The following is a 23695-nucleotide window of genomic DNA, read 5'->3' on the forward strand; positions in this document are numbered from 1 at the left end:
CGAACCGGTCATTCTGATGTCGGCGGCAGCGGCGGGTGATCTCCGTCCGTACGGCCATGGGCACCCATGATCGTTTTGTGATTAACCGGTGTCGGACCCGGTGACGGATGCAGAATCCTGTCATAAGTCTCTTCTGGGCAACTCGCCCCCAAGCATCCGGTCCGGAGGCGCACGGCTATGACCAGTCTGCTGGAGAAGTTCGACCCGATTCCGTCCGTGCAGCAGGCTCCGACTGTGCAGGTGACAGCGACGCCGGGCGAGTTGGCCTCGATCGCCGGGGTTGCCGACGTGGTCGGCCTGCCGGTCGGTACCTCGGGTGAGCTTCCTGTGGGACTGAAGGCCTCGCGGTCGGGGCTGGCGGCGGCCGGGTTCGACGGCGAGGTCGGGCAGGCCCTGATGATCTCCCCGGCGGACGGGCCGCCGATGGTTCTCTACGGCGTCGGGCAACCCGGCGAGGTGGACGGAGCCGGACTGCGGAACGCGGCCGCCGCGCTCGCCCGGGCCGCTGAGAAGCAGGTCCGTCTGGCGATCATGCTGCCCCAGTCGGCCGCGACCACCCCCGAGGACGCGGCGCAGTCGCTGGTCGAGGGCGCGCTGCTGGCCCGCTACCATTTCGGCGGGCTCAAGCGGGACAACACAGCGAAGCTTCTCGGGGTGCTGACCTTGCTCGCCCCGGCGGAGACGGTGCCCGCCGTCGAGCGTGGCGTGCGGCGCGGCCAGGTGTTCGCCGCCGCGGCAGCGCTGGCCCGGGATCTGGCCAATGCCCCGCCGAGCCTGCTGACCGCGACGCGGATGGCCGAGTGCGCACAGGCGCTGGCGCACGAGGCCGGGCTGGAGGTGCGGGTCTACGACAAGGACGAGTTGCTGGCGATGGGCTGCGGTGGTCTGCTCGGGGTCAACGCCGGCAGCGCCGACCCACCCCGGATGATCAGGCTGACCTACCGGCCGCAGGCCGGCGATGCGCAGAAGCTGACCTTCGTCGGCAAGGGAATCATGTACGACTCGGGCGGCATCAGCCTCAAGCCCGCCGACGCGGTACACGCCACCATGAAGAACGACATGTCCGGTGCAGGCGCGATCCTGGCCGCGATGACGGCGCTGCGGCGGCTCGACTGCCCCACGGCGGTGACCGGCTATCTGATGTGCACGGACAACATGCCATCCGGAACGGCGACCAAGCTCGGCGACGTGCTGCACATCCGCGGCGGCACCACCGTCGAGGTGATCAACACCGACGCCGAGGGCCGCCTGGTGATGGCCGACGCACTGGTGCTGGCCACCGAGGAGCCGTGCGACGCCATTGTGGACATCGCAACCCTCACCGGTGCCTGTATGCGCGCGTTGGGGGTGCAGATCGCCGGGGTGTTCGGCAACGATCAGCAGCTGATCGACCAGGTGAGCCGGGCGGCCGAGGCGGTCGACGAGCCGGTCTGGCAGCTGCCGTTGGCCCACCGCTACCGCAAGGAGCTCAACTCCGAGATCGCCGACATCAAGAACATGGGTGGGCCCAACGGGGGAGCCATCCACGCCGCGCTGTTTCTCGAAGAGTTCGTGCGCGGCAAGCCGTGGGCGCACATCGACATCGCCGGTACCGCCCAGAACGAGAAGGCCGCCGGCTGGCAGACCGCCGGCTGCTCAGGCTTCGGCGCCCGGCTGCTGATCCAGTTGGCCTGCGACTTCACGACCGCCCGGTGACCGCCGAAGCGGTGCCGGCGAAGCGCACGTTCAGCCAGAAGATGCTGGACGGCGTCGAGAAGATCGGCAACAAGGTCCCGCACCCCGTCATGATCTTCCTGATCCTGATCGGGTTGATCATCGTTTTATCGGCGATCTTCGCCGCGATGCAGGTCCAGGTGACCTACGAGGTGACCGAGCCGCCGCCGGTGGCGGCCGAGGAGAGCTATCCGGGCGGCACCTACGAGCCGTCCCTCGACGTCGCACCGGAGCAGCTCTACGACACCGACGTCGAGACCCACACCGAGACCACGAAGATCGAGAGTCTGCTGACCGCGGACGGCATCCGGTTCATCTTCACCTCGGCGGTCACCAACTTCACCAACTTCGGCGTCGTCGGCGTCATCCTGGTCGCGATGGTCGGCGTCGGGCTTGCCGAGCAGGCCGGGCTGATCGGCGCGCTGATCCGCAAGCTCGTCGCGGTGTCCCCGAAGTGGTCGCTGACCTTCATCATCGTGCTGCTCGGCATCCTGTCCTCGGTCGCCTCCGACGCCGGCTACCTGGTGCTGATTCCACTGGGCGCGGTCGCGTTCCTCAGCGTCGGCCGACATCCGCTGGCCGGGCTCGCGGCCGCCTTCGCCGCCGTCGGCGCGACCTTCGGCGTCAACGTGATCATCACTCCGATCGACGGCATCGTCACGGAGGTCACCAACGAGTCCGCACACCTGGTCGACCCGACGCGGACCATCGGGCTGACCGCCAACCTCTACTTCGGCATCGCCTCCACCATCTTCCTGGCATTCCTGATCACGTTCATCACCGAAAAGTTCATCGAGCCACGACTGGGCCGCTACGAGCCCATCGGCAACGGCGGCCCGCACGACGCGACGCAGCTGCCCACCCCGGACGACACCGCCGAACCCGAGATCGACCAGGCGGCCGAGTCGCGCGGCCTGCGCTTCGCGCTGGGCGGCTTCCTGGCGGTCCTCGGCATCCTGCTGCTGCTGACCGTGCCGCCGTCGGGAATCCTGCGCAACCCGGAGACCGGCAGCCTGGTCGAGGACTCGCCGCTGATGGACGGCCTCATCTTCATCATCATGCTGATCTTCCTGGTCTGCGGGGTCTGCTACGGCGCGGGCGCCGGCAGCCTCAAGGGCAGCGCCGCGGCCATGGAGGCGATCACCAAGACGTTCGCCGGCCTCGGCGGGCTGATCTTCATGCTGCTGGTGATCGCCCAGTTCATCGCGTACTTCAACTACACCAACATGGCGACCATCGCCGCGGTGAAGATGGCCGACGGGTTGGAGAGTGCCAACATCGGCCCACTGTGGCTGCTGGTCGGATTCATCGTCGTCACCCTCATCCTGGACATCATCATCCCCGGCGTGATCCCCAAGTGGGCCATCTTCGCGCCGGTGTTCGTGCCGCTCTTCCTGCGGCTGGGCGTGGCGCCGCAGACGGTGCTGGCCGCCTACCGGGTCGGCGACTCGCCGATGAACGTGGTCACCCCGCTGATGGTCTACCTGCCGTTCATCGTGCTGCTCGCCCAGCGCTACAAGAAGGCCGCCGGCGTGGGCACCGTCGTGTCGCTGATGATCCCGTACACATTGATCATCTCGTTGGCCTGGATCCTGTTCTTCGTCGCGTGGTATCTCCTCGGCATCCCGCTGGGTCCGGGCGCCCCGGTCGAGCTGCCGTGACGTGTCCGACGCCACCGTCTGTCTGCTGATCCTCGCCGCGGTCATCGGCCTGTTCCTCTGGAACCGGCTACCGGTCGAGGTCGTCGCGCTGGGCTCCGCGCTGGCCCTCTACCTCACCGGTGTGCTGCCCGTCGCCGCGGTCTTCGCCGGCTTCGGCGACCCGGTGGTCGGCTTCATCGCGGGACTGTTCGTGGTCAGCGAGGCGCTCGGCGCCTCGGGCGTCACCGCCTGGGTCGGTCAGCGGCTGATCCGGGTCGCCGGCACCGAGCCGCGCCGCCTGCTCGTCGCCACGATGCTGCTCGGCGCGCTGCTCTCCGCCCTGATCAGCGTCAACGGCGCGACCGCCGCGCTGCTGCCGATGGTGGTGCTGCTGGCCGTACGGCTCGGTTTCTCGCCCTCCGGCCTGGCCATGCCGCTGGCCTTCGCCGGGCACGCCGGCTCCCTGCTGGTGCTCACCGCCACCCCGATCAACCTGCTGATCTCGCAGGCCGCCGACCAGGCCGGCGGCCGGCCATTCGGATTCTTCGAATACTCCCTGGTCGGTGTCCCGTTGCTGGCCGGCACGGTGGCCCTGATGGCCGGGCTGCGGCACCGGTTGCTGCCCCGGCGAACGCCGCGGTCATTGCCACCCGACCTCAGCGGCTACGCACGTACCCTGGACGCGCACTACGAGCTGGGCGCCCGGGTGCTGAGCCGGGAGGTCGGCGCCGCCGAGGTGGTGCTGACCCCACGCTCGGCCCTGATCGGCGACACGGTGTGGCCGGGCATGACGACCGACAGCGGCGAACTGGTGGTCCTCGCCGCACACCGGATGGGCCAGCACCTCGGTCCGGCGCCGGTCACCCTGGTCGCCGGGGACACCCTGCTGGTGCAGGGATCCTGGGACGCGCTGGACCGGCACGCCCGCTCCACCGGCGATGTGCTCGTGGTGGACGCCCCGGCCGAGCTGCGGCGCCAGGCCGTCCCGCTGGGCCCCGGCTCGACCGCCGCGATCGTCATCGTGGTGGGGATGATCGTGCTGCTGGCGACGGGTCTGGTGCCACCCGCGATCGCCGCGCTCGCGGCGGCCATGGCGATGGTGGTCTGCCGGGTACTCACCATGCAGCAGGCATACGGCGGGATCTCGTTCACCACCATCGTGATCGTGGCCGGCATGTTCCCGCTGTCGGCGGCGATGCAGGAATCCGGGGCCGCGAACCGGGTCGCCGACATCGTGGTCGGCGCCTTCGGCGCCAACGGGCACCTGCTGCTGCTCGGGCTGTTCCTGCTCACCGCCACGCTGGGCCAGATGATCAGCAACACGGCCACCGCGCTGATCGTCATCCCGATCGCGGTGAAGGCCGCGGCCGACGTCGGCGTCTCGGTGCAGCCGGTGCTGATGTGCGTCGGCATCGCGTCGGCCGCGTCGTTCCTGACCCCGATCGCCACCGCGGCCAACCTGATGGTCAAGGACCCGGGTGGCTACCGCTTCGGGGACTACTGGCGGCCGGGCCTACCCGTCTTGGGCTGGTTCGGGATGGTCGCGGTGCTGCTCGTACCCATGATCTGGCGTTTCTGAACTCACCGCAGCTCGGCCTGCGCCCAGGCGAGCGCGGCGTCCACCGTGGCGTGGAACCGCCACGGGCCGGCGGCGGGGAAGCCCGCCTGGGCCGCCACCGCCACCGGCCGGCCCAGCGCCGCCAGCCGAGCGAACGCCTTCGACAGCAGCGCCTCGGCGATCGCCTCGATCTGGGTGACCTGGGTCAGATCACACACCAGCGCACCGTCCGGCGGCACTACCTCGTCCAGTGCGAAGAGGATGCGCTCGGCGGCCGGGAAGTCCAGCGCGCCCTGCGCGGCGATCCGCCCGATCCGCCCGCTCCGCCCAGCATGCGTGACGGTAGGAGCGGCCGTCGCCGCCGCGTGCATCAGGTGCAGGCCGAACCGCTGCGAGAGGGTCCGCAGCGCGGCTACACCCCGCACCGAGCTGCCGGCGGCATCCAGCGGCGGGCTGAACGCCGCCACGCCGAACCTGGCCGGGCTCACCGCGATCACTCCGCCCGAGACGCCGCTCTTGGCGGGCAACCCGACCCGCAGCAGCCAGTCGCCGGCCACGTCGTACATCCCGCAGGTCGCCATCACCGCGAGCACCTGCACCGCGACCGGCTCGGGCACCACCTGCTCCCCGGTCACCGGCTGCCGGCCGCCGTTGGCCAGGGTCCCGGCCATCACCGCGAGGTCGACGGTGGTCACCAGCACCGAGCACTGCCGAAAGTACGTGTCCAGGACGGTGTCCACCGCGCCGGGCAGCGTGCCGGCCGCCCGCATGAGATAGGCGAGCGCGCGGTTGCGGTCACCGGTGGCGCGCTCCGACTCGTAGACCTGCTCGTCGAGGTCGAGCGGGCGCCCGGCGAAGGCGGAGAGCAGCGCACGGATCCGCTCGAACCGCCCCGCCGCGCCAGTCGCCGGTACCAGGCCGGTCGTGACGATCGCCCCCGCGTTGATCATCGGGTTGGCCGGCCGGCCGGTGCCGGGCTGCAGGCTGATCGCGTTGAACGCCTCGCCGCTGGGCTCGGCCGCGACCCAGCGGGACAACTCGTCCGCGCCCAGCTCGGCCAGGACCAGCGCATGGACGAAGGGCTTCGACACCGACTGGATGGTGAACGGCACCTCGGCATCGCCGGCCTGATAGCCGTGGCCGTCCATGCTGGCCAGCGCCAGTGCGAACCAGGACGGGTCGGCGTGACCCAGCTGCGGTATGTAGTCGGCGACCCGGCCGGTGCCCGCGGCGGCGCACTCCTCCCGCACCCGGGTCAGTGCTTCGGTGATGACGTCGAGGCCGCTCACCGGGATGCCCTCATACCGAAACCCTAGAGCCGGAGGACGGCCGAAGTCCGGAAGATCGACGCGGAACCCTCGGCAGTCGATGCTTTCCACCCGGCCACGGCACCACGTTGCGAGCATCGCAGCGGGGAGACAGTTAAAGGTGGACCCGTGCGCGCGGTGACGGAGCCGAACCCGTCGCGGGCGTCGGCGGGTCGTCGTATGGCCTGGCCGAGGTGCGCGCCGCGGCCGCCGTGGCGGCCGCCCGGAAGGGCCCGCCCGGTTCCCTCCCGCGGCAACAGGCCGAGGGGATTCTGGCCGCGGCCGCCGCTGAGGCCCGGCAGGTAATCCTCGAACGGCGGCGCCGGGGCCGGACAACTGCCACAAGCCGAACCCGAAATCGCAGCCAGCCGACCGAATGATCATCAGTCGCCGACCGCTGACCACCGATGACGAACCTGCCCGCCGGCTCAGGAGCTCTATTCAGCAGTCCATAAGGCGGGAACCCCGGCCGGTCACGGCCGGGAGGAATGCCGTCACCCACCTGGACGGTTCTGGTTTCGCTGTGCGCGCGGACGATGCTGAGGGGTTGGCCGCCGCATGGTCGGTGAGGTGCGACGGTGATCGCGGGTGCTCGCGGCGGGCTTGATGCGGTTGTGGATGGTCTGACGTTGTGTGCCCGAACGTCGGGGATAAAGTGTCTGTTCGGGTGACATAGTCGTATCTAAACTGATCGACGTGAAGCTGGTGGTGCAGGTGAAGCTCCTGCCGACGCCTGTACAGGCGTCGGCGCTGGAGGCCACTTTGCGGGCCTGCAACACCGCCGCCTCGAAGGTTGCCGCCACCGCCCGTACCGTCGGCTGTTACCGCAACTATGACCTGCGGAAACACTCCTACCAGGCGATCAAGCGGATTGCGGGTTGGGTGCGCAGGCCGCGCAGCATGTGATCAAGAAGGTCTGCGACGCGTACACGACGTTGCAGGCCAACCTGACAGCCGGCCGTTACGGCAGACCCGGCAGCAGGCGCCGCCGCAGAGTCGAGGCCGGCCCGGTCGTGTTTCGCTGGGATGCGGCACAGCCGTACGATGCGCGGATGCTGTCCTGGCAGCACGACGCCCGGACCGTGTCGATCTGGACCACAACCGGGCGGCTCAAGGATGTCGCGTTCACCGGCTCGCCGGCCCAGCTCAAGGCGGTCGCGACCCTACCGGTCGGTGAATGCGATCTGCTGCACCGTGACGGCATGTGGTTCCTGTACGCCAGCGTGGAGGTGCCCGAGCCGCAGCTGATCGAGCCGGCCGGGTTCCTCGGTGTTGATATGGGCATCGTCAACATCGCCTACGACTCCGACGGCACCCGGCACGCCGGGGCCGAACTCAACGGCTATCGCCGCCGGCAGGCCCGGCTGCGTCAGCGGTTGCAGGCGAAGAACAGCCAGTCCGCGAAACGGCTGCTGCACCGCCGCCGTCGTAAGGAGGCGCGGCACGCCGCGGACATCAATCATGTGATCGCCAAGACCATCGTGACCGAGGCTGCACGCACCGGCCGCGGTATCGCCGTCGAACAGTTGACGGGGATCCGTGACCGGGTCCGGCTGAGAAAGCCCCAACGGGTCACCCTCTCCTCATGGTCATTCGGGCAGCTCGGCGCGTTTCTGGCGTACAAGGCCCGCCGAGCCGGTGTACCGCTCGTCGAAGTCGACCCCCGGTACACCTCGCAAACCTGTCATCGGTGCGGTCACCGCGACAAACGCAACCGTCCGAACCAGGAAACCTTCACCTGTCGGTCGTGCGGGGTCGTTGCCCACGCCGACCACAACGCGGCCCTCAACATCGCCCGGCGCGGTGCCGAGAGCTGGGGCGCAGTCAGCCGCCCACACGTGGCCTGACCTCGCAGCCAGCGGGGGAAGAGATCCACAAGCCCGCCCATTCATGACTCCGTTAGTAAATGACCAAACCGTCGCGACGGGGCGCATGAACGTCGATGCTCGACCGAGGCCAGAGCCTTGGTGGGCCTGGAATCGGCGTCCGGTTTGCGAGTTGCCCAACGGAGTCATTCATGGGCGGGTAGTTGACTCTCTCGTCGGCCACTAGCCGAAACGTCGTCGATCATGAACCGCGACTGCCGAACCCACCCTGGGATCCGCCTATCTGGTCAGGCGGTACGGGGTCATCGGGTAGGTGCCGTAATAGGGGTAGGGGATGGTTCGGTAGTGGGTTCCGCCGTCGCCGGACTGCTCGTAACCGTGGTAGCGGGTCATTGATGGGTCGGTCCAGCGTTCGAAGAGGACGACGTGGCCGCGCAGGTTGGGGGCGGTGTTGATCAGTAGGTCGCCGGGTTGCAGCTGTGATTTGGTGAGGGTGGTGGAGCGGGCGGCGAGGCCGGCGGTGTTGAGGCCGGGGCCGGGTAGGCCGAGGGTCATGGAGACGTAGCCGGAGCAGTCGCGGCGGTAGCCGTGGAACCAGTCGGTGGGATCGCCGCTGGACAGGTAGGGAACGGGGCCGCCGGACCAGGCGGTCAGCCAGGATCGGGCTCGCGCGAATACTGCCGTCGTATTGGTGCAGCCGGTGGCACAGACGGTTCCGCACGGGGCATCGCCGACCGTTTCGGATCCTGCGGTGACCTGGTCGATCAGGGTGGTGGCGGCGGGTTCGTGGCGGGCGTAGGCGTTCGGGTAGGCGGAGAGCTGTACGGCTTGGGCTGCTGCGGTCAGGGGCATCTGCTGCCAGCCGTTGACGGTGATCAGCTTGTCGTAGAACTTTCCCGTGGCGTACACCGGATCCTGCAACTGAGTGGGGCTGCCCCAGCCTTGGCTGGGGCGCTGCTGGAACAGGCCGACGGAGTCGCGGTCACCGCCCGAGAGATTCCGGAGGCCGGATTCCTGGATGGCGGTGGCCACCGCGATCACCCAGCCGCGCTGCGGCACGCCGCGGTTCATGCCGACGGTGACGATGGTGTGCGCGTTGGCGATCTGATCGCCGTCCCATCCGTCGACCTCGGCGGTACCGCTGGACGCGACGGCACAGGGTGTGCCGCCGGAGCCGAGTAGGGCGGTGACGGCGAGCAGCGGAATCGCGAGGCATGCCACGACGGCACCGACGATGAGTTTGTGCATGGTGAACCTCCGGTCGAGGCTGGAAACGCAAAGGGACCTGCCGGCCGCCGGATAGGCGGCCGGCAGGTGGCAGAGTCAGCGCTGGCCGAGAACGGTGAAGACGTCGGCGGCGTCGGTGACCAGACGCACGCGGGGGTCGCGCAGCAGGTGGTGGCAGCCGGCGGAGAGGGCTGAGGTGACGGCGCCGGGGACGGCCATGGTCGGCTTCTCGAGTACGAGTGCGGCCTTGGCGGTGATTAGGCTGCTGCTGCGGATGGCGGCCTCGACCAGGACGGTGCCGTCGGTGAGGGCGGCGAGCAGCCGCTGCCGGGAGATGAAGAGAGGGCGGGTGGCGTCAACGTCGGGCGGAGTCTCACTGACGAGCAGGCCGGTGCGGCGGATCTGATCGAACAAGGCACTGTTACCGGCCGGGTGGGGCCGGTGCAAGCCGCCGGCGATCACCGCCACCGTAGGGGTGTCGTTGGCGAGGGCGGCGCGGTGGGCGGCGGCTTCGATGCCGTAGGAGCCGCCGGCGACGATGGTCCAGCCCTGCTGTGCGCAGCCGGTGGTGATGTCGGCGGCGACGTGCTGGCCGTAGGCGGTGCAGGCGCGGGCTCCGGTGATGGTGACCGCCTGGCCGAGGGCCGTGGACAGCGGCAGGGCGCCGTCGGCCCACAGGGCGATCGGCGGGGCGAGAGGGCTGCCGACGGTGGCGGTGGCGTTCGTGTCGAGGTGGGCGAGTTGGTCCAGGCGGTCCGGCCAGTCGAAGTCGCCGGGGACGATCAGCCGGACGAGCTCGGCGTGCAGGCGGGTTCGGGCGAGGCGGACTGGGCTGCTGTGCTGCCACGGTTGGCCGGTGGTGCGCCTTCGCGTCGAGGTCAGCAGCCGGTCGAGTGCTTCAACCGGGCCGAGGGTGCCGATCATGGTGTGGGTGGTGGGGTCACCGGGTTGGGCGATGTAGGTGAGCGCCGCGCGGGCGAGCCGCTCGTCGTCGGGCAGGGATGCCACGGGTGCTTCTCCTTATATAGGGGAGGGTTCCCGGGCACGGCTGTCGGCCGTGCCCGGGGGTGCGCGGTGTGCGCGGGGTGGCCGGGCGCGGCCGATGTGAGTGGAGTTCGAAGGTCAGCGGCTCGTCACCGCCGGGATGTGGTCAGGCCGGGAAGGGCCGGTACCGTTCGGGGTCGTCGCCGATCAGTTCGGCTCGACCCGTGTCGGCGAGGCGGCGCAGGGCTTTGGCGATCGTGGTGGTGCTGCGGCCGGGGGTGTGGACGGCGATGCGAGCTTTGGTCCAGCCGGTGATGCCGCCGAAGTCGGGTAGTGGCTGCTCGCGCATCACCGTTGCGATCAGCGTGTCGAGGTCGCTGCGCCGGAGTCGGGGTATGCCGGTTCCGCGGTGTCGGCAAGTGCCGCAGTAGGCGGGTGTCGTCTGGCCGCAGCCGTCGCAGACTGCCGGCATCGGCACCCGGCAGCCGTCGCACGACTTCGTCGCCGCGCCGTTCGGCCCGGCTGTCGTGCCATGGTTCTCCGATTCGGCCGATGTCGCGCCCGGCGAGGTTGCCGTGTCATCACTCGGCCCGGCCGCGGACGGCGGGACGGCGTCGGAGGTCGCAGCCACACGGTCCGGTACAACCGAGGTTGCGTCCGCTGGGCCGGTGAGCGGCTGATCGACCAGATCGGACAGATGGACGGCGGTGTGATGGCCGTTCAGGGTGGCGGTGGAGGGTTCCACAGGATGTGTCTCCTTCTCGGGTCAGGCGCTGAGGCTGGTCTGCTCCTCGGCGGTGAGTTGGTCGGGGGTTCGGGCTCGGTCGGGGTCGGTGGAGAGCAGGTGCCACCAGCGCAACAGGGAGCGGACGGCGGCGTCCTCGGTTGCGGTGACCGGTAGCCGGAAGGTCAGGTGCGGATTGGCGGCGGGGTCGTCGGTGCGGGTGTAGGCGGTGGGCTGCCAGCCGTGGTTGGTGGTGTGGATGTCGCCGATGAGCATTGCGGCGGCGGCGGGGATGCCGTAGGCGGTGGCGGCGACCGGGTCGGGGGTGACGCGCCAGTGGCGGTCGTCGTCGGTGGTGAGGGCGGCCATGCCGTGGGTGGGGTCGTAGGGGACGGTCAGGATCCGCCGGTGGCGCGGGTCGGCGCTGCCCGGCCGGTGCAGGCGCCAGGCCTGGTAGAGGGCGAGCATGAAGTCGCGGTGGGCGGTGAACCGTTCCTGCTGCTGGATGACGTGGATGAGGTCGCGGTCCAGGAGGGTGGGTTCGACGGTGGCGGCGGCGGTGATGGTGCCGGCGTGACGGCGGCAGCCGTCAGCGGTGCGGTCGAGGACCCGGGCCAGCAGTTCGGCGGTCTCGGTGACCTGGACGGCGGCGCGGGCGAGCAGGACGGCGAGATCGCCGATCGGGCCGGACATGTTGGTGTCGTGGCGCCACACGTGTTCGGGCAGGGCGTCGTTGGTGAACGCCGCGATGGCGGTGAGCACGGGATCGTAGGACACGGTTACCTCCTTGAAACGGCGAACAGCCGGCGACCGCGAGGAGCGGTGGCCGGCTGTTCGTGAAAGGGAAAGAAGTAGTTGTAGGGATCAGGGTTCGGTGATGGTGACCGCCAGCATCTGGTGTCCGCGGCCGAGGCCGATCAGATACCGGTTGGCCTCAGCCATGAACCGCAGCCGGTCGGCGACGGCCGGTGAGCTGGGCTCAAGGAGGTCACCGTCGGCGGTGATCACCATGTCGCCGGTGACGGCGGCCTGCCAGTGCAGAGCGGCATACGTTGCCTGCCCGGCCTGGTAGGCGCCGAGTTCGTACGGGTCGAGGTCGACCTGGGCCCGGGGGTGACCGCTGAACGCGATCATCGCCTGGACCTGCGGTTGAGCTTCGAACCGTTGGCGCGCCTGCTCGGCGGTCACCTTGGCCGGGTCGGCCTGGTGGACGGCGAGGAAGTGCTCCCACGGGCGGGCCGTGGGGAGTCCGCGGACGACCTGGGCCCAGATGCGCCAGCGGCGGATCGCGGCCAGGTTGGCGGCGGTGACGGCGGCCTTCAAATCGAGGCGGTGCTTTCGGCCTCCGGCGGCGTACCGGACAGCGCCGTGTCGGCGGATCACCTCGAGCAGGTGCCGTGCCGACCAGCGGGAGAACCAGCCGGTGAGCCACCGGCGGCGGACCGGGAACATCGGGCTCGGGGTGCCCGCCGGCAGGTTGTGCCAGTCGAGCGCCTCGGAGGCGGTGTACCAGTCCAACGGTTCGTCCGCGGGCATGCAGACGATGACGGTACGGACGCCGGAGTCGGACATGATGGTGCTCCTTTCACAGGATGCGGGCAGGAAGAGGTGCACCGGGATGGGTCGCCGGGTGGACGGTTCGCCGACCGCAAAGGGTGGGCGAAGCGTGGAAGGCGGCGACGGCCGGTGCGGGGTGGAGCAGTGATGGAGCCCGCACCGTAACGCCGGGACCTGACAGCAGACGCCCTGATCAGCGGCCTGTCAGGTGCTGTCAGGTCCGGTGGTGGCCGGCAGCGCCCTGGTGGGTGAGGTCGGATTCGCCGGCGGGCCAGTTCGGGTTGCCGGGCGTGTTGTGCCCGTGGCTGCTGGGCAGCCCTGACAGGGGGAGGCGCTCCCAACGGCCGGTGGGGAGCCAGACCGGGCCGGCGGGGTCGGCGTCGTGGGTGGCGGTCGCTACCGGGATCGCCGGTGGGCGGGCCCGCAGCAGGTTCTGCAGGTTGGATTCGCGGACGTGGCTGGGCAGCCAGAACAGGACGGGATACTCGACGCCGATGGTGTTGGTCAGGTCCTGGTAGGCGTCGAGTTTGGCGATCAATTTGGGCAGGGACTCGGTGCCCATGTCGCATTCCAGAAACCAGCCGACGGTACGGCCGTCAGCGGTCCAGAGACCGTGGGCGTCGGGGCGGATCCGCAGGAAGCGGGCGGTGGCGGTCCGTTCCGACCACCAGCGCACCAGCGCCACCGACGGGTCGTGGTGGGCGGTGCGCGCCAGCCGTACCCCGAATTCATTGGTCTCTTTCTGGTGGGCCAGGTTGGCGTAGGCGGACAGGCGCAGGAGTTGGTCGCGGTGGCTGGATTCGGTGGGCATGGGCCGGCCGAGGGTGCCGGCCATGTAGCGGGCGCCGTAGAGGCCGAGGACCCACAGCCACGGGTCGGCGCCGCCGGTGGGGCGGGCGTAGCGGAACCGGTCGAGCAGCCGTAGCTGTGACAGCTGCAGCAGCCGGCGCTGGGCGGTGCGGTAGGAGGTGAAGTGCAGCCGCATGATCTGGTCGGCGGTCAGCACGCGGTGTTCGTCGAGCAGGGTGAGGATGGCCCGGTCACGCGGTGTCAGGTGGGTGTAGAAGGCGAGCAGTTGCGAGACGTTCGGCGTCAAAGGCTGTACCCCTCAAAGGAAAAGGACTCCCCAATACAGGGGAGTCCGGACAGTGGTGGTGAGAGAAAGCCCAGGCCAGGGCGGTAGAGAGGTGGCGTTCGGGTGTACATGTCGCAACCGGCCCGGCGTACACCCGAACGCCGGGCCCGACGTACACCCGAACGCCACCCCTCAGGTACGGCGGGAACGCCGCTGCATGGCCCGGCGGGCGATCTGCTGCATGTCGCTGTCCGCGCCCGACCGGGCATGCAGCTGGGCGTGCCGGGCGCGGATGGCGGCGGTGTGGCCGAGCGGTGGCGCGGGTGGGTTGGTGGTGAAGGTGAAGGCGGGCATCTCCCGGTTCGCCACCAGCAGCCGGGCGGTGGCGGTGTAGACGTCGAGGTGGGCGAGGTCGTGTTCGTCGAGTTCGGGTCGGGTATGGCGGGCGAGTTCGTGGGCGTCGTGCGGATCCACGTTGAAGTAGATCTTGGAGCGGGCGTTGGCGGAGATGGCGTCGGCGGTTTCGCGGGGGAGTTGGGCGAGGTTCTGGTGGGCCAGGACCAGACCGAGACGGAAACCGCGGGCTTCGGCGAGCATGTCGTCGACCGATCCCGGCAGATTCAGAAAGTTTTGCGCCTCGTCGATGTAGACGGTGGCGTCGCGGCGAGACTGTTCGGGTTGGCCGGCGCGGGCGATCGCGGCCTGCCAGGTGCGGGCGACCACCAGGGAGCCGAGGATCCGGGCGGTCTCCTCACCGAGCAGGCCCTTCGGGAGGCGGCAGAGCAGGATGCCGCCGTCGAGGATGTCCGCCATCCGCAGCGTGGTGTGGGCGCTGCCGATCACGTCGCGGACGAAGTCACGGAGCAGGAACGCGCGCAGTCGGGCGAGGACGGGGCCGATGACCTGGGCGCGTAGGCCTTCGTTCATCGAGTCGTACCAGTTCCAGAAGCCGCCGAGGCCTTCCGGGTCGGTGAGGTGGTGGGTGAACCGGCCGCGGAAGGTGCGGTCGTTGAGCAGCGGCGGCACCAGCGCCAGCGTCGGGTTCGGCTGCCGCATCAGGGTCAGGCACGACACGCGCAGGGTGTCGTCGATCCGCGGCCCCCAATGCCGCTGAAAGATCTTCGCGAAGACGCCGACCAGGTTGTCGACCGCCAGATGGGGGTCGCCGTCGGCGTCCAGGGGGTTGAAACAGGCGGGGGTCGGCTGGTCGGGGTCGATCAGCGCGAGCCGGTCGGCGGCCGCCAGCGGGAGCCGGTCGAGGACGTCGAGGACCAGGTCACCACGCGGGTCGATGACCACGACACCACGGCCGGCATGCACATCAGACATGATCATGTTGAGGAGCAGGGTTGACTTGCCGACACCGGTCTTGCCGATCAGATGGACGTGCTGCCGGGAGTCGACCACGTTGAGGCCGACGGCCTGACCGCCGATCTGGGCGCGGCCGATCACCTTCACCCCACGCCCGCCGGACGGGATCGCCGCAGCAGCGGGCATCGCCCGGGCGCGGGCCCGATCGAGACCGGGCACGGCCAGATCCTGGGGGAGCGCGGCCAGGACGGCGACCTCCTCGACGGTGGCGAGGAACCCGCGGTGCAGGACCCGGCCGGCGAGCACCGCCGCCGGCGTTTTGACCGCGATGCGTCGGAGCCGGTTGGGGCGCGTGTAGGCGGCGGCAGCGGCAGCGAAACCATGCGCCAGCGCCGCCATCCGCTGGCGAGCGGTGTCGGTGTCGCGACTGGTGGCGGCCGCATACCGGATGCCTATCTCGAAATGCGGCACCCGAACCGCCTTGTCGACCATCGCCCGCCGGTGCGCGTCCCCGATCGGATCCCGCACCACCGGCCGCCCCACCGCCGTCGGTGTGCTACGCCGCACGGGCCCGGGCAGGAACGCCTCCAGCAGCCACAACACCGGCTCGACAGCCAGCCGCGCGACAGCCCCGGGCAGATCCACATCGGCCGGCGTAGCGGTGGCCGAGGCGATCCGGCGGGCCTTCCGCAGCCGCCGGGCGGTAGCCGGGCGGGCCAGGATCTGCACACACGCGTGCTCGCCGTGCCGGATCCCGGCACCGGTGGCGAGCAGCGCCCGCAGTGGGTCTTCGTCGTGGTCGGTGCGCAGCGGCAGCACGTCGGTCTGCTGCGGCCACAGCGCCCCACCCGCCTGCACCACGGCGTCGGCGGGGATCGGCGGGCCGGGGGTGTCGTCGACGGTGGTGGTACAGGCCGGCCAGGCGGCCCGGACCGCGGCAACCACCGTAGAGACCGGAACGATGCCCGGCACCCACATGCGAATCGTGAGCGTGCGCCCGTGCCACAGGTACTCCCACGCCACATGCGGCAGCCCGTACAACCAGGCCCGCCGGGGCGGGGTGAGCACACCGGTCATCGTCGTCCACAACGCCGCCGCCGACGCGGCCGTGACCTCCGGCGGCGCGGCGATACTCACCCACGCTGCCCCGACGGTCAGGCGGCGATGCCGCCAACGACCCAGGATCAAACCCCCGATCGTGTACGCGAGAAGCGCACCGCCCAGGCCAGCTGCGACCAGCACGATCATGGTCATGCGTCACCTCCCAACCCGGTGGTGGCGAGCCGGTGCTCACCCGGTGAGGCGATCGACCGTAGGGGGATCCGGTTGCGGCCGCTGATCAGCAGTCCTTCGCCGCGGTCGGCGGCGAGCAGCAGCCGGGCTTCGCCGCTGGTCAGCCCGAATGCGGTGGTGACGGTGTCGATGGCCTGGGTGGACTGGCGCATCAGGATCTGGGTGGCGGCGTTACCGACGACGGCCAGGCCCAACTCGGAGCCGAGCAGGTCCGCGGCGTCCTGGGTGACCACGGTCAGCCCGGCCCGCCGTTTCCGGGCGGCTTTCGACATGCGCAGCAGGAACCGGCCACCCTCGCGGTCGCGCAGGAGCAACCATGCCTCGTCGACGACGACCAACCGCCTGAGGCCATCCGTGGTGTGGTCGATGCCGTCCCAGATGTGCTGCAACGCCAGCATCGTGCCGACCGTGCGCAGCTCATCCGGCAGATGCCGCAGCGACCACACCACCAGATGCCCGGCCGGATGATGCGTGGTGGGGCCGTCGAACAGGTCCTTGAACGCCCCGGACACCCACGGCGCCAGCCGACCGGCGAGGGGCCCGACGGCGGGGTCCGCGGCCAGATCTTTCAGCAGGGGTGCGGGCTTGTTCCACGTCGCCGGGTCGTGGGTGATCCCGGCGCGGCTGTAGGTGCCGGTGATCGCCCGGTCCAGGGCGGCCCGCTCGGGCGCGGTCAGGCCGCCGAGCATGACGGTGACGATCGAATGCAACGCCAGCTGATGATCGCGCAGCCGGGTGGGGCCGCCGTGACGGGGCAGGTCGAGCGGGTTCAGATACACGCCGGGCGCGCCGAGGGCGATGGTGGTGCCGCCGACATGCTGGGCGAGGGCGGTGTACTCGTCTTCGGGGTCGATGACGGCGACCTGCACCTGGTCGTAGAGGCTGCGCAGCACCTCGAGTTTGACGAAGTAGGACTTGCCGGACCCGGAGCGGGCCAACACCACACTGTTGTGGTTGTCCTGCGCCCACCGGTTCCACATCACCACGCCCCGGGAGGTCGGATTGACGCCATAGAGGACGGCATCGGCCGGCTCCAGACGGCCGGGTGGGGGAGCGGCCAGATCGGTGGAGGCGAGCGGGAACGCGGCGGCGAGGGCTTCGGTGTCGAAGATGCGCCGCATTCCGAGTCCGTCGGAACCCAACGGCAGGGTGCTGGTGTAGCCGAGATGGTGACGGAAGGTGGCCGGCTGCAGATCCAGCAACATCGACGCGGCAGCCGCCCGTACCCCGGCGGTGCACTCCTGTAGTTCGTCGAGGGTGCGGGCGTGGACGGTGACGTAGACGGCCACCTCGTGCAATTTCGACGCGCCGCGGGCGACCTTCTCGGCGAGGTCGGCGACGTCGGTGGCGGCCGCCTCCACCCGCGGATCCGACCAGCGGCCACGGCCGGCATCGGCCCGGCGGGTGGATTCCAGACGAGCGCGACGGCGGGTCAGCATCGGCGCCGCCACCTGCGCCGGCACCGGCCGCGTGTGCACTGCCACGGTCACCCGGCCCGGATACGACACCAGCGGGGTCAGCCAGCCCGCACCGACCTCGGCCGGGTAGCCGCACACCGCGAACGTGGCCGCGAAACCAGCGCCGACCCGTACAAAATCTGGGTTGATCTGTAAAGCCGCCGGGTGTGGCGGGGCGTGTTTGCGCATGTCAGCTCCTTGCGGTGATCGGTGTGCCGGGAACGGCGCGCGGGCCAGCGACGGGCGGGTCGAACGGGTCGGCGGCGGCTGCGAGCGCGGCCGTCACCTGGCCGCCGTCGAGACGGGTGGCGGTGACGCCGAGGCCGCCGAACGCGCGCAGGGTCGTGTCGGCCGCCGGCCCGGCCGGGACCACCGCCAGCACCTGGCGGCGCAGCGGTTCGCGGTCGGCGTCCAGATCGGTGAGGAAGGCGGCGTAGTCGGCGGCTGCCTGCCGCAGCCGCTCGTGCGGGAGGGCGGCGGTAGCCACTGCGGTCGCATGCGGGGTGAGGTCGTGCCGGTGGGCGGCCACCACGATCTGGGCGGGGCCGTTGAGCGCGTTCAGCCAGGCACCGAACCCGGCCAGCAGAGCCTGCTGTTCGGTACCGGTGCACAGGCCGATGTTCACCGTGCCGCACCCGATCACCGCCCGTACCGCCTGATCGACGGTGAGAGTGCCGTCGCCGGTGATGGTCGTGGCCGGGCTGCGCAGCGGCGCCGGCGTGCGTAGCGGCCCGGTAGTGTCGGCCAGCCGCGCACCCGTCTCACCCGGTGTCTGCACACGTGGGGTGCGGTGGAGGGTGAACGCGTGGCGCAGCCACACGTCCAGCGGCAGACCGTCGCGGCGGCCCAATGCGACCACCGCAGTGACAGCGGTGACCGGTAGTGCGGCGGCGAGCCAGGCCGCGGCGGGCAGCAGCGGCCCGAACCGGGAGTAGGCCAGCCAGCCGGCGCCGCTGACCGCGGCCAGGATCGCCAACTGCCGAAACGTCAAACCCCAGGCGATCGTGTCCGGGGTGCCGATGTCAGCGGGCACCTGCACCCGCGGCAGGTCGTCATCCACGACGAACCTCCAGTTAGAGAAACATGGGTGGGTGGGAGAGAGTCCCGATAAAACGGCCAGGCCCTGCTGGCGTGGGCGCGGCACGAAGACGGTGAGCTCAGCGGAAGCCGGGCAGCCGCAGCCCGCGGGTGACGGCCTGCACCGCGGCCGCCTTGAGGACCACGCCGGGGTTGTGAGGACGGCTGCCGGTGACATACCGGCCGACCAGGCCAGGGATGCGGACCGTCACCCACAGCAGGCAGACCGCGATGAACAGGTTCGCGACCTCCCACCCGGCGGGGCCCGCGGTGAGACCGAGTAGTTCCGGCACCCGCACGGTCGGGCCGAGCAGCAGTTCCACTCCGGCGGACAGGAACAACGCCTGCAATCCGGGGACGGCCAGACAACCCAGCAGGGAGCGCCACCACAGGACGGCGGCCGGCTGGGTGTGCGGCAGCCCGTGGCAGGCCAGTGCGAGCGGGGCGATCCCGGCCAGCACGATCAGCAGCGCGACACGGGCGAACCAGCCGACCAGCAGCAGATAGAGCAAGACGACGAACAGGACGGCGAGGATCGCCACCATCAACCGGGCGGCCGGATCCAGCGCGACCGCGATAATCCGGCCACGCACATGCTCGACCAGCCGCAACCCTGAACCGGTTTCGCCGGTCAGGGCTGTGGTGATGGCGTTGGCGGCGTCTATCAGCAGCCGGCACACCTCGACGCCGACGTTCGCGGCCAGCATGCCGAACACCAGGCGGGGCAGCAGATCCTTCACCTCGTACTGGATCTGCACCCCGCCGTGGCCCATCGCGACCACCCCCGCCGCGATGATCATCAGTAGGTAGGCGGCGTTCACGATCGTCGCCGACCGGCCCGCCAACTGCTGCACCTGCGGGAACCCGGTCACGTCCGGCGTGGTGAACAACTCCGCCGACAACAGCGCCAGCAGACCGGTCAGCAACTGCTGCACCCGTTCGGCGAGCCAGGTGGTCAGCCCGTCATACAGCAACCCGGCCACGGCTCAGGCACCGAGAATGCCCTGCAACACCTGCAGGATCACCGGCGCGAGCACCGCCAGCGCATAGCCGGCCAACGCGGCCCGCAGATTCTGCTTGGCCTGCTCCACCTGCGCCGGATCCCCACCGGCGGCCGTGTAACGCAGCCCACCGATCACCAGATACAGCGTCGCCACCGCCGACAGGATCCCCATGACCCACACCTGCAGACCGGAGATCACCTCCGGAATCGACTTCACCGCGAGAAGATACGTGTCCATGAAACGGCCTCCGAGACTCCGCGAAGACCGCCCCGGACGGGGACAATCGTGGACAGCCTGGCCGGGCCGGGGGCGCTCCTCCCTACATCAACGTGAAGGTCGGGGGTCAGTACGCCGAACCCGAACATCCCAGCCGACCACCACGGTGACCGACCCCGCCGGAGCGGGCACACCATCAACGGCATGCACCCCACAGACCGCCCCTGTCAGCCCGAACGAACCCGGCCCCGACCTGACAGCACCTAACAAGACCTGTCACCGACGGTGCCCTGTCTCAGCGATTCTGTCCGCGCGACATAGGCTTTATCCTTAATGTCAGATAGATCCTGAGCAAATCCTCGAGGGTGCGGCAAGGGCGATGGCTGCAATCGCGCTGGTACCAACTCGAATTCGGCCACTGCTGGCTCGCCGAACCCACATCTGAGCCGCCGTCGCTACCCGCTCTCCACCTCGTAATGCGAGGAGGGCTCGATAGACGACGGCTCCCGGCTCGGCCCCGGCAAGCCGTCGCCACCGCTCCCCGATTTGCGCCCAAGGCCATGACGGCGTCCCCGTCGACTCCGGTATGCCCGTTCCTGCCCATACCGCAATTGCCGGCCGATCTTCGGGGCCTTGCTATATGCGCTCTGGGCTGCGTGACATCGTTTTGTTGGCAACGGGCAGCAGGTGCTCGGGGGCATCCACCTCAAGGATGTGGTTGATCGGGGGCTTGACATCGCAGACGCTCGTGCCTAGATCCCGATCCGGGTGACCTTGTCGCTAGCAATCTTGTCCAGTGCCTACTCTCTTGTTCATGGGAACTCGAAAGCTGAAGCTGGTCGGCAGTCATGAAATCCGGGTACGGCTGGGCTGGCTCAGCCGTCAGCGGGTGTATCAGCTCACGAACCGGGCCGATTTCCCGCGCCCGGTCGCCGAACTCTCTCAGGGCAAGATCTGGCTGGCCGCCGAGGTCGAAGCGTGGTGCGCGGAACGAGAGGCCTCAGAGCCCGGCAAAAAAAGCGAACATGAAGATCACCGCTCAGGGAGGCGAGAAACGACGGTTCAGCCCGCTGGGGAAGCGCATCTCTCCCCAGCGTGCCAACCGGCCAGAAGGGACGGCGATGGTCCAAACGATCCGACTTCGGGTACGGGAGTCGCCCTTGATGCTGCCGTCGAGGAAGCAGTCACACCCTTTGGCATCGAAGATCAGCGGTTTCCGGTCCGGGTTCCGTGAGTCGTGTATGGCCACGTAGCCGCCGATCTGAGCGAACTCGACGCACCCGGCCGAGTTGGCCGCCGCGCTCGCCGCGCATCACCCCCGCGTGCGCGGGGAGCAGGCGCCCAGCCTCGGCGACCCGGACCGGACCGCAGGACCACCCCCGGCGTGCACGGGGAGCAGACGTGCTGAGCGTGCGACCGGTTGCCGTTCCAGGGATCACCCCCGCGTGCGCGGGGAGCAGGGGTGCAGTACACCCTTACGTACACCCTTGATCGGATCACCCCCGCGTGCGCGGGGAGCTGCTAGCGGAAACGCGAAAATGGATCTGGCACGAACTTGCTGATCGTTGCAGGTCGATGGTAGATCCCTCCGATGTTCGGAGTGGATCTTCTACGTGTGGTGCTGCCGCACCTGTCCGACGTGTCGATCACCGACGTGGTAACCAAGGGCGCGTCGGTGCGGGTGTTCGCGCGAACCAGCAGATTAATCGCGGTGTGCCCGGTCTGCGCGCCCCGTCACGGCGGGTTCACAGCCGCTATGAGCGTCGGCTGCTCGACGCCGCCATCGCCGGCCGGGAGACCGTGCTCCACCTGCGAGTCCGGCGCTTCTTCTGCACCACGGCCGGCTGCGAACGGAAGGTCTTCGTCGAACAGGTCGACGGAGTCACCACCCGCGGCGCGAAGATCATCACCGTCGCGCGAGGGCTGCTCGAACGCGTCGCGCTGGCCTTGGGCGGCCGGGCCGGCGCCCGCCTGGCCGCCCGGCTCGGCCTCGGCGCCGGCCGGATGACTTTACTCCGAGCCATCCGCGCCCTGCCTCTACCAGCGATTCCGGCCCTCACCGCCGTGGGCGTTGACGACTTCGCCCTGCGTCGCGGTCACCGCTACGGCACCGTCCTCGTCGACATGACCACCCACCAGGTCGTCGACGTCCTCGACGACCGCACGGCCGGCACCCTTGCCGCCTGGCTCAGCGAACACCCTGGCATCGAGGTCATCTGCCGCGACCGGGCCGGCGCCTTCGCCGACGCCGCAGCGACCGGTGCCCCCACCGCCCTGCAGGTCGCCGACCGCTGGCACCTCATGCACAACCTTTCCGACGCCGTCTACCAGGCCGTCGCCGGGCACCGCCGTTGCCTGCAGCCCTCGCTCAGCGAGCCGGAACCCGCCACACCGATCGTCACGACGCCCGGGCCCGGCGACACCCCGATCGCCCGACGGACCCGCATCCGCCACGCCGAGATCCACACCCTGATCGGGCAAGGCCACGGCATCTACGCCACCGCGTCCCGGCTCGGCCTCGATCCCAAGACGGTTCGCTGGTACGCCGAGGCCACCGACCCCGAACAGCTGATCAGCGACCGCGGCACCAGCCGCGACAACATCATCGACACCTACAAGCCCTACCTGCTGCAACGCTGCACCGACGGGCTCACCGGCACCAACCAGCTCCTCGCCGAGATCCGCACCCAGGGCTACACCGGCAGCGAACGCACCCTGCGCCGCTGTCTGATCAGCGTCCGAGGCAGCAACGCCGCCGTCGCACCACCCCCGCCAATTCCCAAAGCCCGCGAAATCACCGGCCGGATCATGCGCCCGACCAGCAAACTCACCAGCGAAGACCAGGAACAACTCCAACGGCTCTGCGAGCTCTGCCCCGACCTCAGCACCATCCGCGACCTCGCCCACGGCTTCACCGACCTGCTACGCACTCGCGGCGGCGACCGCCTGGAAGCCTGGGTCACCCGAGCCGAGCAGGAGTCCATCCCGCAGATCCGCTCCTTCGCCAACGGCCTTCGCCGGGACCGGACCGCCGTCACCGCCGGACTCACCACGTCCTGGAGTTCCGGACCCGTCGAAGGCGCCGTGAACAGGATAAAGATGCTGAAACGACAGATGTACGGCCGCGCGAACACCGACCTGCTCCGCCACCGGATCATCCTCGCCGACTGACATCAACGTCCGCCGATCACCATGGCCGTGCCAGATCCACTTCGTCTTGACCGTTGACAGGAGCAGACGGCGTCGCACGGCACCACCGGCGTCTACAGCGAATCACCCCCGCGTGCGCGGGGAGCAGTATCCCCAGATCCCGAGGTAGACGTTCGCCACCGGATCACCCCCGCGTGCGCGGGAGCAGGCCTGGCGCCGGCGCGCCGAGTACGAGCGGCGGATCACCCCCGCATGCGCGGGGAGCAGCGCTCCCGTACCGCGCGGAGTACGACCGCGGCCGGATCACCCCGCGTGCGCGGGGAGCAGCGTGGTGTATTCACGTGAAATCGTGGTGTCGTGGGATCACCCCCGCGTGCGCGGGGAGCAGTTGATCTGCGCACCTGGGCGGCCAGTTGCTCAGGGGTCACCCCCGCGTGCGCGGGGAGCAGACAGCCGAAACCACGGGGCTGATCAGCGCCTGGGGATCACCCCCGCGTGCGCGGGGAGCAGGGCGGTTTCGCAGCCGCAGGCCAGGCCGGTCCAGGGATCACCCCCGCGTGTGCGGGGAGCGGCGCA

The 23695-nt window shown here is 69.8% G+C and carries 19 protein-coding genes and 1 CRISPR repeat array (1 of these 20 cut by a window edge); of the genes, 7 read left to right on the forward strand and 12 right to left on the reverse strand.

The features are described from left to right. The first annotated feature begins 177 nt into the window (after positions 1-177). The 3 genes from BJ964_RS33150 to BJ964_RS33160 are packed head-to-tail and all read left to right on the forward strand — an operon-like array spanning position 178 to position 4932. Positions 178-1695, forward strand: a complete 1518-nt coding sequence (locus BJ964_RS33150) for a leucyl aminopeptidase (protein WP_188124336.1) — start codon at positions 178-180, stop codon at positions 1693-1695. Beyond that, positions 1692-3374: an AbgT family transporter gene (locus tag BJ964_RS33155; protein ID WP_229807468.1), complete on the forward strand. Its 1683-nt coding sequence runs from the start codon at positions 1692-1694 to the stop codon at positions 3372-3374. The genes BJ964_RS33150 and BJ964_RS33155 overlap by 4 nt, the downstream gene beginning before the upstream one ends. A 1-nt stretch (position 3375) precedes the next feature. Beyond that, the gene (locus BJ964_RS33160) at positions 3376-4932 is read left to right on the forward strand and encodes an SLC13 family permease (RefSeq protein WP_188124337.1); all 1557 of its coding nucleotides are present in this window, start codon (positions 3376-3378) and stop codon (positions 4930-4932) included. Between the two features lie 2 nt (positions 4933-4934). Here BJ964_RS33160 and glsA read toward each other — a convergent pair whose 3' ends face one another. Next, on the reverse strand, positions 4935-6200 hold the full coding sequence (gene glsA, locus BJ964_RS33165) for a glutaminase A (protein WP_188124338.1): 1266 nt from the start codon (positions 6198-6200) through the stop codon (positions 4935-4937). Positions 6201-6914: 714 nt separating this feature from the next. Between glsA and BJ964_RS47490 the strand changes: the two genes are divergently transcribed. Beyond that, positions 6915-7124 (forward strand): hypothetical protein, encoded by a 210-nt coding sequence (locus BJ964_RS47490; RefSeq protein WP_189638303.1) that lies wholly within the window; start codon positions 6915-6917, stop codon positions 7122-7124. Further along, positions 7097-8065, forward strand: coding sequence for an RNA-guided endonuclease InsQ/TnpB family protein (locus BJ964_RS33170; RefSeq protein WP_223149655.1), 969 nt, complete (start codon positions 7097-7099; stop codon positions 8063-8065). Before BJ964_RS47490 ends, BJ964_RS33170 begins: the two co-directional genes overlap by 28 nt. Before the next feature lie 258 nt (positions 8066-8323). On the opposite strand, the gene BJ964_RS48450 is transcribed toward BJ964_RS33170, so the two are convergent. From BJ964_RS48450 to BJ964_RS33225, 11 genes are all read right to left on the reverse strand, one after another. Next, positions 8324-9292 (reverse strand): NlpC/P60 family protein, encoded by a 969-nt coding sequence (locus tag BJ964_RS48450; RefSeq protein WP_229807391.1) that lies wholly within the window; start codon positions 9290-9292, stop codon positions 8324-8326. Between the two features lie 75 nt (positions 9293-9367). Next, positions 9368-10279: a DNA-processing protein DprA gene (locus BJ964_RS33180; RefSeq protein WP_188124339.1), complete on the reverse strand. Its 912-nt coding sequence runs from the start codon at positions 10277-10279 to the stop codon at positions 9368-9370. Positions 10280-10421: 142 nt separating this feature from the next. Beyond that, on the reverse strand, positions 10422-10604 hold the full coding sequence (locus tag BJ964_RS33185) for a hypothetical protein (protein ID WP_188124340.1): 183 nt from the start codon (positions 10602-10604) through the stop codon (positions 10422-10424). A gap of 417 nt (positions 10605-11021) precedes the next feature. After that, positions 11022-11756, reverse strand: a complete 735-nt coding sequence (locus BJ964_RS33190; protein WP_188124341.1) for a hypothetical protein — start codon at positions 11754-11756, stop codon at positions 11022-11024. Between the two features lie 87 nt (positions 11757-11843). Next, positions 11844-12551: a hypothetical protein gene (locus tag BJ964_RS33195; RefSeq protein WP_188124342.1), complete on the reverse strand. Its 708-nt coding sequence runs from the start codon at positions 12549-12551 to the stop codon at positions 11844-11846. Positions 12552-12750: 199 nt separating this feature from the next. Then, the gene (locus tag BJ964_RS33200; protein WP_188124343.1) at positions 12751-13632 is read right to left on the reverse strand and encodes a replication-relaxation family protein; all 882 of its coding nucleotides are present in this window, start codon (positions 13630-13632) and stop codon (positions 12751-12753) included. A gap of 171 nt (positions 13633-13803) precedes the next feature. Next, positions 13804-16176: a type IV secretory system conjugative DNA transfer family protein gene (locus tag BJ964_RS33205; RefSeq protein WP_188124344.1), complete on the reverse strand. Its 2373-nt coding sequence runs from the start codon at positions 16174-16176 to the stop codon at positions 13804-13806. Then, positions 16173-17861: a VirB4 family type IV secretion system protein gene (locus tag BJ964_RS33210; protein WP_188124345.1), complete on the reverse strand. Its 1689-nt coding sequence runs from the start codon at positions 17859-17861 to the stop codon at positions 16173-16175. Before BJ964_RS33210 ends, BJ964_RS33205 begins: the two co-directional genes overlap by 4 nt. A gap of 1 nt (position 17862) precedes the next feature. Further along, the gene (locus tag BJ964_RS33215; protein ID WP_229807390.1) at positions 17863-18732 is read right to left on the reverse strand and encodes a PrgI family protein; all 870 of its coding nucleotides are present in this window, start codon (positions 18730-18732) and stop codon (positions 17863-17865) included. Between the two features lie 97 nt (positions 18733-18829). Further along, complete coding sequence (locus BJ964_RS33220) at positions 18830-19732, reverse strand: hypothetical protein (RefSeq protein ID WP_188124347.1); 903 nt, start codon at positions 19730-19732, stop codon at positions 18830-18832. Between the two features lie 3 nt (positions 19733-19735). Continuing rightward, positions 19736-19969, reverse strand: a complete 234-nt coding sequence (locus BJ964_RS33225; RefSeq protein WP_229807389.1) for a pilin — start codon at positions 19967-19969, stop codon at positions 19736-19738. 814 nt (positions 19970-20783) lie between these two features. On the opposite strand from BJ964_RS33225, the gene BJ964_RS49270 reads away from it, so the two are divergent. Beyond that, positions 20784-21203, forward strand: coding sequence for a helix-turn-helix transcriptional regulator (locus tag BJ964_RS49270; protein WP_307838052.1), 420 nt, complete (start codon positions 20784-20786; stop codon positions 21201-21203). Between the two features lie 479 nt (positions 21204-21682). Beyond that, a complete protein-coding gene (locus BJ964_RS33240; protein WP_188124349.1) occupies positions 21683-23140 on the forward strand; it encodes an ISL3 family transposase in 1458 nt (485 codons plus the stop codon). Between the two features lie 339 nt (positions 23141-23479). Next, positions 23480-23695: direct repeats of the CRISPR family, unit length 28 nt; unit sequence GGATCACCCCCGCGTGCGCGGGGAGCAG; it runs 1082 nt beyond the window's last position.

Origin of the sequence: Actinoplanes lobatus (genome assembly GCF_014205215.1) — a bacterium.
Lineage (GTDB): Bacteria > Actinomycetota > Actinomycetes > Mycobacteriales > Micromonosporaceae > Actinoplanes > Actinoplanes lobatus.

Coding starts and splice junctions, on each gene's coding strand:
- BJ964_RS33150 (WP_188124336.1), top strand. CDS start 178: ATGACCAGTCTGCTGGAGAAGTTCGACCCGATTCCGTCCGTGCAGCAG.
- BJ964_RS48450 (WP_229807391.1), bottom strand. CDS start 9,292: ATGCACAAACTCATCGTCGGTGCCGTCGTGGCATGCCTCGCGATTCCG.
- BJ964_RS33185 (WP_188124340.1), bottom strand. CDS start 10,604: ATGCGCGAGCAGCCACTACCCGACTTCGGCGGCATCACCGGCTGGACC.
- BJ964_RS33195 (WP_188124342.1), bottom strand. CDS start 12,551: ATGTCCGACTCCGGCGTCCGTACCGTCATCGTCTGCATGCCCGCGGAC.
- BJ964_RS33205 (WP_188124344.1), bottom strand. CDS start 16,176: ATGACCATGATCGTGCTGGTCGCAGCTGGCCTGGGCGGTGCGCTTCTC.
- BJ964_RS33210 (WP_188124345.1), bottom strand. CDS start 17,861: ATGCGCAAACACGCCCCGCCACACCCGGCGGCTTTACAGATCAACCCA.
- BJ964_RS49270 (WP_307838052.1), top strand. CDS start 20,784: ATGGGAACTCGAAAGCTGAAGCTGGTCGGCAGTCATGAAATCCGGGTA.